This is a genomic window from Marinibacterium sp. SX1 (assembly GCF_050389775.1).
In the GTDB taxonomy this organism is placed as follows: Bacteria; Pseudomonadota; Alphaproteobacteria; order Rhodobacterales; family Rhodobacteraceae; genus Marinibacterium.
In genome coordinates, this window is sequence record NZ_CP177144.1 from 63,921 (window position 1) to 77,967 (window position 14,047).

A 14,047-nucleotide genomic window follows, 5' to 3' on the forward strand; every position below is an offset into this window, starting at 1 on the left:
GATCAGGCCGTCATTCGGCCGCAATCGACACCGGCGGCGTGCCCGTGGCCAGCCAGCCTTCGAGCGCGGCGGTCGGATCGAGAGCCGCGGCGTTGATCCCCCCGGGGCCGGGCAGGATGCCGCAATGGTCCAGCCCCGGCACCATGAACAGCGCCACGGAATCGCTCAGCGCCTCGGTCCCCCCGGCCAGCTCGGCGGCCTTTTCATACCAATCGACGGTTTTGTAGGGCGTGACGATGGCATCGGCCCAGCCGTGGTAGACAATCATCTTGCCACCCGCCGCACGAAAGGCCGAGATGTCGGGGTTGTCGCCATTGTACATCTCGGCGCTGGTGGTCATGCGCGCCGGGTCGGTTTCGAAATCGAAATCCAGCGGCGTCCAGGCCGGGCCGGGATCCTGGTCAAAGGCCATGTACCGCCCGAAACCCCCGGCAAAGGCCGGCACCAGCGGGCTGCTGCCCTTGTCGTCGCCGGTCAGCCAGAGAAACCAGAACGGTTCAGAGCCTTCCGGGATGCCCCCGGGATAGAGCTGTTCGCCGGCCGCATTGCGCGGCCCTTCGCGCCAGCGGGCCAGGGTGTCCAGCTGCTGGTTGCTCAGGCCCAGGCCCGCGTAATCGACGGTGCATTGGCGCGGGTCGGCAATGGCCCCGTCCTCGGCCCCGTCGATGCCGTCACATTGGGCCAGCACGGCATCGCCGATGGTCTTGGCCTCGGCCGCGCCCAGGATGCGGCTGCCGTCGGGGGCGGTGTTGGCCTGGATGAACCACGACATGGCCGTGGCCACCAGCCCGGGGTAGTCCATTGCCGGCGCGCCCGAGATGATGCCGTCGAACATCTCGGGGAACCGGCTGGCCGCCACGTGGGCCATGCGCCCGCCGGTCGAACAGCCCTGAAAGATCGCTTGTTGCGACGGGCTGCCATAGAAGGCATCGACCATCAGGTTGCCCACCCGGTTGGTCTCCGAGATCGACCGCCAGCCCCAGTCGCGCTCGGCATGGGGATTGTTGTAGGCCCAGCCCCCGTCGACGACCGACAGGGCATGGTGGCCGCTGTCCGACGTCGCCGTGGCATAGCCTCGTTCCAGCCCGGGCCGCATGGCATTGACCCAGCCGCCCGAGGCATCGGCCCGGCCCAGGATGCCGCAGAACCCGCCGCAGCCGGCCTGGTAGAACTTGCCGTTCCAGCCTTCCATCGGCAGGCGGATCTCGATCGAGATGGCCGGCAGGGCCGTGGCCCGGACCTCGCAATAGGCCGGCAGGGTGTCGGCCGCGGGCATGACCCGGGCCGAGGTGACCACCGCGCCGGACAGCACGGTGTCGCGCAGCGCGGTGCAGGCGGACTCGTCGGCCAGGGCCCGGGTGGCGGGGATGGCGGAAATGCCGGACGCAAGCAGCGCCAGCACGGCCAGGTGTCGTGTCATGGGGATCCTCCCGTTGGACAGGGTCTGTCGGATGCGGCCGGGTTCTGCTGTCCGGCTTCGCGGGTTGATTATTCCGGGGGGCGGATCACCGGGCAAGTGCGGATACCCTGCCCGCGCCCCCTGATCCGGCCCCGCCGTGTCCGGTCGGACCCTGCCCGACAGGCCCGACCGGCCACTCGGCCGCCGCCCAAGGGCCCTCCGGCACGGACAGGCAGGCAAGCCTGCTACACCCCGTGGCCTTTCCGCCTGTGGATGTGCCGCTTCCGATTGCAGATGCTTGACCCTTCGCCCAAGGTGCGCCCATGCGTTCGGACGAGATCAGTGTCATTGCCCCAAATCTGAAGACGCGCTGGTCCGGCGTGACTTCGACGGTATTCCGGCTTGTGCCGGTCCAGAAGTCGCGGATCGGCATCGCCTGCACCGGCCCGCGCCTGCCGGCCGACCTGCCGCGGCTGTCGCTGCTGCAGCTGCTGCTCATGCGCCCGGGCAAGCGCCGGGTCTGGCATGCCCGCCGCAACACCGAGATGCTCGCCGGGCTGGCCCTGAAATGGCTGCTGCGCAAGAACCTGCGCCTGGTCTTCACCTCGGCCGCCCAACGTGCGCACAGCCGCTATACCCGCTGGCTGATCCACCGCATGGATGCCGTGGTCGCCACCTCGGAAAAGGCCGGCAGCTTCCTGACCGTGCCGCACCGGGTGATCATGCACGGCGTCGATTGCGACCGGTTCCGCCCGGCCGCCCACAAGCGTGACGTCAAGGACGCGCTCGGCCTGCCCGCCGATCATTGCCTGATCGGCTGTTTCGGCCGCATCCGCCACCAGAAGGGCACCGACCGCTTCGTCGAGATCATGATGCGCTTGGTCAAGCGCCACCCGGATGTCACCGCCGTCATCACTGGCGGCACCACACCAGACAACCGCGCCTTCCTCGATGACCTGACGGGTCGCGTCACCCGCGCCGGCTTCGGCGGACGCATCCTGTTCATGGGCGAACAGCCCGACGGCAAGGTCCCCGAGTTCTTCCGCGCGATGGACATCTTCGTTGCCCCGCAACGCTGGGAAGGCTTCGGCCTCACCCCGCTCGAAGCCATGGCCTCGGGCGTGCCCGTCGTCGCCACCCGGGCCGGCGCCTTCGAGGAAATGATCCGCGCCGGCGACACCGGGCTGATCGTCGACACCGACGACGATGCCGGGCTCGAAGCCGCCATCGAAACCCTGATCGCCGATCCCGACCGCCGCGCCGACATGGGCCGCACCGCCCGCGCCCATGTGCTCGACGCCTTCGCCCTGGAAACCGAGGCCGCCGCCCTCACCGCCCTCTACCGCGAACTGCTCGACGACACCCCGACCTGAGCCCCGGCCGACGCCAACCCCACGACCGAAAGAGGGCGCCCCCGCCGGGCCGCCCTCCTGCTTCTTTCTCTTTTCAAATATTCCTGGGGGGCTCCGGGGGGCAACGCCCCCCGAAAACGCCGGCCCGGGGGCCGCTCAGCCCGGGTTCTTCGCGAACCGCAGGTAGGGCAGTTTCTTCTCCAGCGTCCCGAATTTCGCCTCGGCCGCGGCATCGTCCAGCGACAGCGCCACGATCACGTCCTGCCCGGTCTCCCAGTTCGCCGGCGTCGCCAGCGGCTGGCCCCAGGTCCGCTGCAACCCGTCCAGCGCCCGCAGCACCTCGGCAAAGTTGCGCCCCACCGACATCGGGTAGGTCATCGTCAGCTGCAGCTTCTTGTCGGGCGAGATGATATAGACCGAGCGCACCGTCGCCGTATCCGCCGGCGTCCGCCCGTCGGGCAGGTAGGCCTCGGCCGGCAGCATGTCAAAGGCCTTGGACACGGCCAGGTCGCCATCGGCAATGATCGGGAACCCCGCTGCCGTGCCGGCCACGACCGCGATGTCTTCCTTCCAGCCCCGGTGTTCCTCGACCCCGTCGACCGACACGCCGATCACCTTGGTGCCCCGCTTGTCCCATTCCGCGGCCAGCTGCGCCACGGCGCCGAATTCCGTCGTGCAGACCGGCGTGTAATCCTTGGGATGCGAGAACAGGATGGCCCAGCTGTCGCCGATCCAGTCGTGGAACGAAATCGGGCCCTGGTCGGTCTCGGCCTGGAAATCGGGAACGGTGTCGTTGATGCGCAGGGTCATGGTGCGTCCTTTCCGTAAGGCGTCTGTTTCCGTCGCCGCATAGCTGCATCCGCCCGGCGGAATGTCCAGCCCGCCCCGGCCTGCCCGCACGGGACATGGTGTCGCGATGCGTCGCGATCAGCCTCTCGGGCGTCGCAAACAGGCCATGCACCCGGCGCGCCCACCCGCCGTCCCGGCCCCCGCGCCGGCGGGCAAAGACCAGCCCCGCCGGGGGCGTCGGGGCGCCCCTTGCCCCTCCCCCGGCGCGGTGACACAGTGCGCCCGACGCCCGGCCCGCCGGCCGGACCGCCGACTGTGAACCCGTATCTCTGAGGGGAGATCTTCCATGATCGAAAAGCGCCAGTTCTACATCAACGGGGCCTGGGTCGACCCGGCCCAGCCCGCCGACCACCAGGTCATCGACCCCTCGACCGAAGAGCCCTGCGCGGTGATCTCGCTGGGCAGCCAGGCCGACACCGACGCCGCCGTGGCCGCCGCCCGCGCCGCCCTGCCCGGCTGGATGGCCACCCCCGCCGCCGAGCGCATCGCCCTGGTCGAAAAACTGCTCGACGTCTACAACAGCCGCCTCGACGAGCTGGCCCGGGCCACCTCGCTGGAAATGGGCGCGCCGATCGACATGGCCCGCCAGCAGCAGGTCACCTCGGGCACCTGGCACCTGACCAATTTCATCAAGGCGGCCAAGGACTTCCGCTTTGAAAAACCGCTGGGCGACCACGCGCCCAACGACCGCATCGTGCTTGAGGCCGTCGGCGTCTGCGCGATGATCACGCCCTGGAACTGGCCCCAGAACCAGATCACCCTGAAATTCGGCGCCGCGGCCGTGGCCGGCTGCACCATGGTGCTGAAACCCTCCGAGGAAAGCCCGCTGAACGCGATGATCTTCGCCGAGATGGTCGACGAGGCCGGCTTCCCGCCTGGCGTGTTCAACCTGGTCAACGGCGATGGCGCCGGCGTGGGCACCCAGCTGTCGGGCCACCCGGATGTCGACATGGTGTCCTTCACCGGCTCGACCCGCGCCGGCACGGCGATTTCCAAGAACGCCGCCGACACGCTCAAGAAGGTCCACCTGGAACTGGGTGGCAAGGGCGCCAACCTGATCTTTGCCGATGCCGACGACAAGGCCGTCAAGCGCGGCGTGCTGCACATGATGAACAACACCGGCCAGTCCTGCAACGCGCCCTCGCGCATGCTGGTCCAGAAGGACATCTATGACAGCGCGGTCGAGACCGCGGCCGAAGTGGCCGCCAGCGTCAAGGTCGGGCCGGCCTCGGAAGAGGGCCGCCACATCGGGCCGGTGGTCAACGCCACCCAGTGGGGCAAGATCCAGGACCTGATCCAGGCAGGCATCGACGAAGGCGCACGGCTTGTCGCCGGAGGCACCGGCCGGCCCGACGGGCTGAACAAGGGCTATTTCGTCAAGCCCACGGTCTTTGCCGACGTCAACAACCAGATGACCATCGCGCGGACCGAGATCTTTGGCCCGGTGCTGTCGATCATCCCCTTCGAGACCGAGGAAGAGGCGCTGGAGATCGCCAATGACACGGTCTACGGGCTGACCAACTACGTCCAGTCGACGGATCCCGAGCGGACCAGGCGCCTGGCCCGCCAGCTGCGGTCGGGCATGGTCGAGATCAACGGCCAGTCCCGCGGCGCCGGCGCGCCCTTCGGCGGGATGAAACAATCGGGCAACGGCCGCGAAGGCGGGGCCTATGGCATCGAGGATTTCCTCGAGGTCAAATCGGTCTCCGGCTGGGCCGCCGAGTAAGCCCATATGCCACCCCACCCCGGGCGCCCCGTCGCGCCCGGGGCTTGCCCCGGGGCCGGGGCCCTTTCGGCCTGTGGGTCTCACCGCGGCCGCATCACACGGCCCCCGCGCCTAACGCCGCGCAATTCCGCGTCCCCCGTGCCGCGCAAAGCCCTGGACCAGCACGTCGCCTCCGCAACGCGGCGTTCCCACTGCACCGCGCAATGCGCCAACGCAGCCCTCCCACCGCACGACATGCGCCCTGAGCCACGCACTGCCCCGTGTCGCCCAAGAACTCCGCGCCGCGAACTGCTCTTGTGTCGCGCTGCGCCGCCGCACCGCGCCTTTCTTCCACTCCGCGCAATGCCCCATGCCGCGCCTCACCCCTGCGCCTCCCGCCGCCCGCACCACACAACACCCCACACCGTGCGCCGCGCCGGCCGCCTGCGTAGGGTGGGGCTTGCCCCACCGCTGCCTGCACAATTCGCGCCACGGCCCACAGCGCACACATCCAAAGTTGACCCAACGACAAGCCGCCTCTTGCATGGCCCGCGCGATGCCATACATTCTGAGCATTGATTAAAGGAGTTTCCCCATGGGTCTGCCGGCCGCCCGCGTGTCCGACATGCATGTCTGCCCGATGGTCACACCGGGCGTTCCCCCGATCCCCCATGTCGGCGGGCCGATCCTGCCGCCCTGTGCCGTCACCGTCCTGACCGTCGGTCTGCCCCAGGCCAGGATGACCGACATGGCCACCTGCGTCGGGCCGCCCGACGTCATCATGAAATGTTCGACCACCGTGCTGGTCAACAAATTGCCCGCCGCCCGGCTGGGCGATACCTGTGCCCATGGCGGAGCCATCGTCGCCGGCGCGCCGACCGTCCTGATCGGCGGCTGACCCAATGGCCCGCGGTTGCGTTCCGCCGCCCCGCCCGGCCCGCATCCAGCCCCGCACCGGGGCCGCCTGAGCCATGCCCTGCCTGCATTGCCAGACCCCGCCCGACGCGCTGACCGGCTTGATCCCGACCGATCCGCTGTCGATCCATGTCATCCCGCCCCAGCTGGCCGATCTCGCCCGCCTGCTGCATCTCGAAGCCCCGGCCGACAGCACCCTGCGCGCCGATGTCCAGATGGCCGCGACGCTGCCCGACATGCCCCCCGAGGCCTGGATGCGCGCCACGCTGCAGGCCCATGGCCCGACCCTGCCCCGCGCCCTGCCGATAGGCGCCGGCGCCCTGGTTTCGGCCGTGCTGACCCTGGGCCTGCAGGCCCGGCTCTTTCCCCTGGCCGATCCCGCCCTGCTGATCGCCCATCTCCGCCAGGTCCTGGTGTCCTTCGCCGCCGGCCCGCTCTCGGCCGCAGCACCCCTGATGGCCTTTGGCGCCTCGCCGCATTTCGCCCGCCTGACCGATGCCGCCCGCATCACCCTCGACCTGCGCAGCCAGGGGCTGTGCCCGCTGGCCCTGTCCGGCGTCGACGGCCAGTTCGTCCTGGCCGAACAGCTGGGCGAGCCCCGCGCGGCCTATGGCGCGGCCATCGACACCGCTCTCAGCCTGGCGGCTCATCCGCCCGCACCCTTTGCCCTCAGCCCGGCCCAGGTCGACCTGGCCCTGCATTTCGCCGCCATGGCCGGGCTGGACAGCGCCCATGAGCCGCTGGGCCTGCCGCCCCTGTCCGATCCCGGCTTTCCCACCGCCGCCCAGGCCATGATGCAGGCCCTGGCCGCCGTGCCCATGCCCCGCATGAGCCTGCCGCCGCAGGACATGCTGGCCCTGGCCGGCGTGCTGGAAGCCATTGCCACGATCCGCCAGGCCTTTGGCCCCGACGCCCTGACCCCGGCCGGCATCGGCCGGGTCAATGCCATGCTCAGCTGGGCCACCCGCCTGCACCTGCCCGCCCTGCCCGGGCCGGCCCTGCTGGTGCAGGCCCAGCTGGACATGCTGCCGCCCTGGGATGACGTCCAGGCCGGTGCCCGGGCCGCGGTGGATTGCAGCGCCACGCTGTCGGCCTCGATGTGCGCCGCCCCGCCGGCCCTGCCCGTCGCCCCGGCGCTGGATGCCCTCGGCGCGCTGGGGGCGGTGATGGAACATGCCCTGGGCTTCAGCCCATTCTGCCAGCCCGGCCAGCCCTGCAAATATCCGCTGAAGGATTTCATGGCCGCCTGAGCGCCAACCGGCCGCAATTCGGGGATCGCGCCACCGCCGGCCCGGTTCAGGCCGCGTAGTCCAGACATCCGCGACGACTCGCCCTTTTCAAACGCCCGTTCAGGTACAGCCCCGCGCAGAGCGCCCTCAAGACACCCCGGCATCCCCGGCCCAAACCCTGTCAGATCGCGCCCGAAAGCCGCTCAGAACCCGGCCTTGGCCCGAAAGCTCATCATCCGTCCGCCATCGGGGTGATGCACCTTGAGTTCCTCGGCATGCAGCATCATCCGCGGAGCATCCAGCGCCGGACCCTCGGCATAAAAGGGATCGCCCAGGATCGGATGGCCAAGCGCCAGCATGTGCACGCGCAGCTGGTGTGACCGCCCGGTCCGGGGCATCAGCTTGACCCGCGTGGCCGTCTCTTCGTAGCGCTGCACGCGCCAGTCGGTCACCGCTTCCTTGCCCGTCTCGTGGCAGACCATCTGCAAAGGGCGGTTCGGCCAGTCGACGATCAGCGGCAGGTCGACGGTGCCCGTCCGCGGCTCCAGCCGGCCCCAGATCCGGGCGACATAGGTCTTCCTGGTCTGGCGTTTCTCGAATTGCAGGCCCAGGTGACGCTGGGCATGGGGCGTGCGGGCAAAGACCATCACGCCCGACGTATCACGATCCAGCCGGTGCACCAGCAAGGCCTCGGGAAACACGGCCTGCACCCGGCTCAGCAGGCAATCGGCCAGGTGTTCGCCCTTGCCCGGCACCGACAGCAGGCCCTCGGGCTTGTCGACCACCAGCAATTCGTGATCGTCATGCAGGATGGTCAGCGGCCCGTCGGGCGGCGCGTATTCGGTGCTCTTGGGGTTCGCGGAACTCATGGCCCCCGCTTAGCGCCCGGCGGCCCCGAAAGGCAAGCGCCGGCCAGCCCCTCGGCCGCCCCGTAACCCGGGATGAGGCCCCCGGCCGAGGCCCGCCACCGACGGGCGCGGCCGCTGGGGCGCGGATGTGACGTCCCCGGCACAGCGCGGCCGACATGAGCCCGCGCGCGCCGCGACCTGCCGCGCCGTTCAGGGCACGTGGGCCAGCCAGGCCTCGGTGCCGAACTTCTCTTCCACCAGCGCTTCGGCCGCCTGCCATTCCGCCGCGCTGACCGAACCCTCGGCCCCGCCGTTGAGCCGCGTGAAGGTGCCGATCATCCGCGCGGTGACCTCCTCGCGCGACAGGCCGGTCTGGCTGCGCACCGGATCGACCCGCTTGGCCGCCGAGGCAATGCCCTTGTCGGAAATCTTCTCGCGTCCGATGCGCAGGACCTGCTCCATCTTCGCGCCATCCATGTCATAGGCCATGGTCGCATGATGCAGCACCGCGCCCGACCCGTACCGTTTCTGGGCCGCCCCGCCGATCTTGCCCTTGGGCGAGGCAATGTCGTTGAGCGGCTTGTAATAGGCCTCGATCCCGACCTCGTTCAGGGCCTGCAGCACCCAATTGTCGAGAAAGGCATAAGACGCCGCGAAATCCATGCCCTCGACCAGCTCGCCGGGGGCATAGAGCGAATAGGTGATGGTCGACCCCGGCTCGACGAACATCGCCCCGCCGCCGGTCACCCGGCGCACGACGGTCACCCCGTGGCGCCTGCAGGCCTCCATGTCGACCTCGTTCTTCAGCGACTGGAAATTGCCGATGATGATCGCCGGACGGTCCCATTGCCAGAACCGCAGGGTGGGCGGCCGGGTGCCGGCGGCCACGGCCCGGGCCAGGACATCGTCGAGGGCCAGGTGCATGGCCGGCGATACCGGGCCGGTGTCGACGATCTGCCATTCGAAATCCCGCCAGGTCCGGGCCACGCCCAACGCGCGGCGCACCGCGATGGCAATCGAGTCGATGCTGAAGCCCACGAGGGCGGTGCCCTCGGGCAGGCCGGCGGACAGGGCGGCGGTGATCTCGGCCGCCGCGGCCCCGGCGTCCAGCCCGGTCAGGGCGGCGGTGATATCCGCCAGGGCCTCGGCCGGTTCGAGGAAGAAATCGCCCGAAATGCGCACATCGGCCAGCCGGCCGTCGACGACCTCCAGGTCGGCCACCACCAGCTTGCCGCCGGGGACCTTGTATTCGCCATGCATGGGGGAAGCTCCTTTTGCGCGTTCCGCGAGATTGCCGACCCCGGTGTCGGGGATCGGCGGCCGGGATGCAAGCAACGGCCGCCCCGGCGCCCGAGGGATTGCGCGCGACCTTCGGCCGCGCGCCCGGCTTTGCCAGCGGCAAAGCGTGGCCGTTGCCCCCACAGCGATCGGGGGAGGAAACCCCGGGGCGTTACTCGGCGGCCATGGCCTTGACCGGCGGCACGGCATCGGCCGTCAGCGGGCAGATATAGCCTTCGGCCCCGCCCCGCGCGCGCAGATCGGCCCAGGCCCGCTCGCGCAGCCCGGCATCCAGCACCACGTCGACACCGGTCATCGCCATGATCTGGGCGGCATGGATCATGCCCTTGGCCGCAGGCCCGCTCTTGCCCTGGGCGACCATCTGCCAGGAATGCAGCTGGGTGCCCACGGCGGTGGTGGCATCCATCAGCTGGACGGTCGGCACGACCCAGCTGACATCGCCCACGTCGGTCGACCCGCCCAGCGGCCGCACCGGCGCATCGGCCGGCGGCACCAGGTCGCCCAGCACCCGGCCCGGCTCGGGCACCAGCCCGGCCGAACGCCAGGCATCGCTGATATCCTCGTCCGACAGCGTGGCCTGGAACCCGGCGGCATACTCCCGGTCGGCCGCATCGAAGGGCACCGGGCCGAGGGTCTCGTAATTCTTCTGCATCGCATCGCAGAGCGGCCCGTTGGGCAGCAGGTTGGACACCGCGGCCAGGATCTCGCGGGTGACCGAGGTTTCGGTCATCAGCGCGGCCCCTTCGGCCACCTTGCAGACCCGGTCGATCAGCGACAGCATCTCGGGCACGGTATCGGCCCGCACGACGTAACGCACCTTGGTCCGGGCCTGCACCACGTTGGGCGAAATCCCCCCGCCGTCGATGATGGCATAATGCACCCGGGCAGTGTCGGGCATGTGCTCGCGCAGGTAGTTGATGCCCACGGACATCAGCTCCATCGCATCCAGCGCCGAGCGGCCGAGATGCGGCGCGCCGGCGGCATGGGCGGCCCGGCCTTCAAAGGTGAAATCGATCCGCGTATTGGCCAGCGACGAGCCACGCAGGATGATGGGCAGCGAATTGGGATGCCAGCTGATGGCAATGTCGACATCTTTGAAGAGCCCGTCGCGCACCATGAAGGTCTTGCCCGCCCCGCCTTCCTCGGCCGGACAGCCGTAATAGCGTACCCGCCCGGGCGTGCCGGTCTGTTTCAGCCAGTCACGCAGGGCCACGGCGGCCAGCATCGACGCCGAGCCCAGCAGGTTGTGGCCGCAACCATGGCCATTGGCCCCGGCCTCCAGCGGCTTCTGTTCGGCCAGGTCGGCCTCCTGGCTCAGCCCGGCCAGGGCGTCGAATTCACCGAGAAAGGCAATCACCGGCCCGCCTTCGCCGGCCTCGCCGATCACGGCCGTGGGAATGCCCGCCGGCGCTTCGGTCACGTCGAACCCCTGGGCGCGCAGTTCCTCGGCATGGGCCGCGACCGACTGGCGCTCGGCATAGCAGGTCTCGGGCGTGGCCCAGACCCGGTGCGACAGGTCGATCAGCCGGGGCGCGGCCTCTTCCACGAGGGACCAGATCGGATGTTCGTTCATGGGGGACTCCTGTCGATGCGTTGTCGGCGCCACACTACGCCCTGCGGCGGCAGGCGCAACGCCCCGGCCCCCGCCCCGCCCCGGCGACCCGGGGTCAGGCCGGGCCGGCGCCCCGATCGGGGCGTTCCGCGGCCTAGTCGGCCTTGGGCAGGCCGTCGTCCAGGGGGTAATAACCCGGCGCGTCGCCGGTAAAGATATGGCGGGCGACCTGGCCCGGATGCGGCGGCTGGAGCGCACCCAGCGAGACCGAGATCATGGCCTCGTCGGCCGGATCCCAGAACAGCACCGAGCCGCATTGCCCGCAGAACCCCCGCCGTGCGGCCGGGCTGGCCCGATACCAGCGAAGATGCTCTGCCCGGGTCAGGCGCAGGGCGCTGTCCGGCACATGGGTCGAGGCATAGACATGGCTGGTCTGGCGCCGGCACTGGCTGCAATGGCACAGCGATCCCGGGGCCAGGGCGCCGTCAATCTCAAAGGCCGTGGCCCCGCAAAGACAGGATCCGTGGATCATGGGGGTCATCCTTTCGCCGGTGTGGCCGCAAAGCCCAGAAGCAGGCCGTAGACGATGAAACACAGGCCCAGCACACGGCGGACCCAGACGTTGAACACGGCAACCAGGGCCGAGCGTCCCATCAGCGCGCCCAGCAGGGTGAAGCCGGTGTAACTGAGCGTGGTCAGGGTCAGGGCCGTCGGCACGATGACCAGCATCTGGTCGCGGATCGGCACGTCGGGCTGCACAAAGGCCGAGAAGGCTGCAAGATAGCCGGCGACGCTCTTGGGGTTGATCGTGGCGATGGCCAGGGCATGCAGGTAGACATGCGACGAGGGTTTGGGGTCCAGCCGGGCCGGTTCGCGGGCCTTCATCCAGGTGCGGATGCCGTTCCAGATCAGGAAGCCCGCGCCGACCAGCTTGGCCACGAGGAACCCGGTGGGCGAGGCGGCGATCAGGGCGGTGACGCCCAGCGCCGACAGGATCAGGAATGCCGTGGCCTGGGTCAGGATGGCCAGCACGCCGACAAGGGCCCGGCGAAAGCCCAGGGTCATGCCGTTCTGGATGCAATTCACGGCATTTGGCCCCGGGGTGGTCACGAAGACCAGCCAGAAAAGGGCAAAGACCGTCCAGGCGTCGAAACTCATGCAATGGCTCCGCAAGGGGAAAGGCGCCCGGCGGGGGCACGGCGACGGTGCCCGGTGATGCGGCGCACCCGCCGGGCATGGGCCATGGGTACGCGGGCGGGGCCGGAAATCAAGCGGCGATTTGGCCGGTGACGGGGCGCTGCGTCCCCGTGGCACCCGGGCAATTGCGCCGAATTGCATGGATTTTTGCGTGGTTTTTGGGGGCTTCGGCGGTGTGCGCCCGGGATTTCCGGCTTTGCGGGGCACGCGGATACCGGATGGTAAGGTTTGGCCCTTAGCGTCCGGCGGGACTCGGGCGGCTTGGGGCGGGCTGGGCGATCCCTCCGCCCGGACAATCGCCGCCCGCCAAATCACCGACCCGTCTGCGGAGGCTGGGGATGACGCTGACCACTTCTGATACCGACACGGCGCGGATCGTCACGGTATCCACGACACGGATCGATGCGGCGCTGGCCATCCGGTTCAAGGACGACATGCGCGCGGCAACCGATGGCGGGCCGCTCCGGGTGGTGCTGGATCTCAGCGCGGTCAGTTTCATCGATTCCTCGGGGCTGGGGGCGATCGTGGCCTCGATGAAACAGATGGATCCCTCTCGACGGCTGGACCTGGCCGGGTTGTCGCCGACCGTGGACAAGGTCTTTCGGCTGACGCGGATGGATACGGTCTTTACGCTTTATCCCACGCTGGATGCCGCCCTGGCCGAGGCGGCGGGACAGGGCGGCTAGCGAGGACCGGCGCAGGCGGCGACGTGGCCCCGAGCCTGTGAAGGGGCATGTCGGCCCGGCCACCGACGAGAAGGCAACGCCCGGCAGGATGGAGCTGAGCAGGAACAGGACGCGCTGGAAAGCGGACCGCGATGCAGGCGGGACAGGACCGGGACAGGCGGGCACGACACCCGCCAGGGTGCGAAGTCGAGATGAAGGCCTGGACCGAGACCGAGACCGAGACCGAGACCGAGACCGAGACCGAGACCGAGACCGAGACCGAGACCGAGACCGAGACCGAGACCGAGACCGAGACCGAGACGACAAGGCAAGGCAAGGCAAGGCAAGGCAAGGCAAGGCAAGGCAAGGCAAGGCAAGGCAAAACGACAAGACGACAAGTGCGTAACGAGGCAACAGACAAAAAGACAAGAACGGAACGACAGGGTCGAGAGAAGGGCTGGCGCTGATGGGCCAAGGATGAGCGACGCAAGATCCGGCGCGCGGGAAAGGCAGGGAGACATGACCGGCATCCGGGAGGTTCTGTCCGTGACAAGCCCGGCAACCATCCGCGACACGCGGTGCATCCTGTCCCGCATCATGGAAGGTCTGTCCGCCCTGCTGCCCGCCGAACGCGCCGGGGTGATCGAAATCGCCCTGGCCGAAATCATCAACAACATCGTCGAACATGCCTATGACGGGCGCGCGGATGGCCAGATCCGGCTGACCGCCAGCCTGGCCGAAGAGGACCAGGGCGCGGTGCTGCAATTCGACATCCAGGACGATGGCGTCGCCCTGCCCGGCGGCATGCTGCCCCCCGGCCTGCCGCCCGATCTCTCCGTCCCGCGCGAGGCCCTGCCCGAAGGCGGCTTTGGTTGGCTGTTGATCCGCACCCTGGCCCGCGACCTGGAATATTCCCGACAGGACGGCGTCAACCGGCTGACCGCCATCTTCGACCTCGCCGCCTCCGACGGGCCGCCCCCGTCGCATTAACCGCCCCGCCCCACCGCTTGACCCGCACGCCACACCGCCCCGGCATG

The 14,047-nt window shown here is 69.5% G+C and carries 14 protein-coding genes; 7 read left to right on the top strand and 7 right to left on the bottom strand.

Annotated features, from left to right (window positions below):
- Nucleotides 1-10 precede the first annotated feature (10 nt).
- Nucleotides 11-1,420 (bottom strand): tannase/feruloyl esterase family alpha/beta hydrolase, encoded by a 1,410-nt coding sequence (locus ACK3BB_RS00305; protein ID WP_428926738.1) that lies wholly within the window; start codon nt 1,418-1,420, stop codon nt 11-13.
- Between the two features lie 302 nt (nt 1,421-1,722).
- On the opposite strand from ACK3BB_RS00305, the gene ACK3BB_RS00310 reads away from it, so the two are divergent.
- Nucleotides 1,723-2,772, top strand: coding sequence for a glycosyltransferase family 4 protein (locus ACK3BB_RS00310; protein WP_428926739.1), 1,050 nt, complete (start codon nt 1,723-1,725; stop codon nt 2,770-2,772).
- Nucleotides 2,773-2,907: 135 nt separating this feature from the next.
- Here the strand turns inward: ACK3BB_RS00310 and ACK3BB_RS00315 are convergent, their stop codons facing one another.
- A complete protein-coding gene (locus ACK3BB_RS00315; protein ID WP_428926740.1) occupies nt 2,908-3,561 on the bottom strand; it encodes a peroxiredoxin in 654 nt (217 codons plus the stop codon).
- A 325-nt stretch (nt 3,562-3,886) separates the two neighbouring features.
- Between ACK3BB_RS00315 and ACK3BB_RS00320 the strand changes: the two genes are divergently transcribed.
- The 3 genes from ACK3BB_RS00320 (at nt 3,887) to ACK3BB_RS00330 (ending at nt 7,470) form a co-directional block, all read left to right on the top strand.
- Nucleotides 3,887-5,326: an aldehyde dehydrogenase family protein gene (locus tag ACK3BB_RS00320; protein ID WP_428926741.1), complete on the top strand. Its 1,440-nt coding sequence runs from the start codon at nt 3,887-3,889 to the stop codon at nt 5,324-5,326.
- 574 nt (nt 5,327-5,900) lie between these two features.
- A complete protein-coding gene (locus ACK3BB_RS00325; RefSeq protein ID WP_428926742.1) occupies nt 5,901-6,203 on the top strand; it encodes a PAAR domain-containing protein in 303 nt (100 codons plus the stop codon).
- Nucleotides 6,204-6,276: 73 nt separating this feature from the next.
- Entirely contained in the window at nt 6,277-7,470 is a 1,194-nt protein-coding gene (locus ACK3BB_RS00330) for a hypothetical protein (RefSeq protein WP_428926743.1), read from the top strand.
- A gap of 182 nt (nt 7,471-7,652) precedes the next feature.
- On the opposite strand, the gene ACK3BB_RS00335 is transcribed toward ACK3BB_RS00330, so the two are convergent.
- The 5 genes from ACK3BB_RS00335 to ACK3BB_RS00355 form a co-directional block, all read right to left on the bottom strand.
- Complete coding sequence (locus tag ACK3BB_RS00335; protein WP_428926744.1) at nt 7,653-8,318, bottom strand: RluA family pseudouridine synthase; 666 nt, start codon at nt 8,316-8,318, stop codon at nt 7,653-7,655.
- 189 nt (nt 8,319-8,507) lie between these two features.
- Nucleotides 8,508-9,557 carry a lipoyl protein ligase domain-containing protein gene (locus ACK3BB_RS00340; protein ID WP_428926745.1) on the bottom strand — a complete coding sequence of 350 codons (1,050 nt, stop codon included), beginning with the start codon at nt 9,555-9,557 and terminating at the stop codon, nt 8,508-8,510.
- A 190-nt stretch (nt 9,558-9,747) separates the two neighbouring features.
- Nucleotides 9,748-11,169 (bottom strand): M20 family metallopeptidase, encoded by a 1,422-nt coding sequence (locus tag ACK3BB_RS00345; RefSeq protein ID WP_428926746.1) that lies wholly within the window; start codon nt 11,167-11,169, stop codon nt 9,748-9,750.
- Nucleotides 11,170-11,302: 133 nt separating this feature from the next.
- Nucleotides 11,303-11,680, bottom strand: a complete 378-nt coding sequence (locus ACK3BB_RS00350) for a GFA family protein (protein WP_428926747.1) — start codon at nt 11,678-11,680, stop codon at nt 11,303-11,305.
- A 5-nt stretch (nt 11,681-11,685) separates the two neighbouring features.
- Entirely contained in the window at nt 11,686-12,306 is a 621-nt protein-coding gene (locus ACK3BB_RS00355; protein ID WP_428926748.1) for a LysE family translocator, read from the bottom strand.
- A gap of 377 nt (nt 12,307-12,683) precedes the next feature.
- Between ACK3BB_RS00355 and ACK3BB_RS00360 the strand changes: the two genes are divergently transcribed.
- The 3 genes from ACK3BB_RS00360 (at nt 12,684) to ACK3BB_RS00370 (ending at nt 14,000) form a co-directional block, all read left to right on the top strand.
- Entirely contained in the window at nt 12,684-13,031 is a 348-nt protein-coding gene (locus tag ACK3BB_RS00360; protein ID WP_428926749.1) for an STAS domain-containing protein, read from the top strand.
- A 191-nt stretch (nt 13,032-13,222) separates the two neighbouring features.
- The gene (locus ACK3BB_RS00365; protein WP_428926750.1) at nt 13,223-13,477 is read left to right on the top strand and encodes a hypothetical protein; all 255 of its coding nucleotides are present in this window, start codon (nt 13,223-13,225) and stop codon (nt 13,475-13,477) included.
- A 52-nt stretch (nt 13,478-13,529) separates the two neighbouring features.
- A complete protein-coding gene (locus tag ACK3BB_RS00370) occupies nt 13,530-14,000 on the top strand; it encodes an ATP-binding protein (protein WP_428926751.1) in 471 nt (156 codons plus the stop codon).
- Nucleotides 14,001-14,047: the final 47 nt, after the last annotated feature.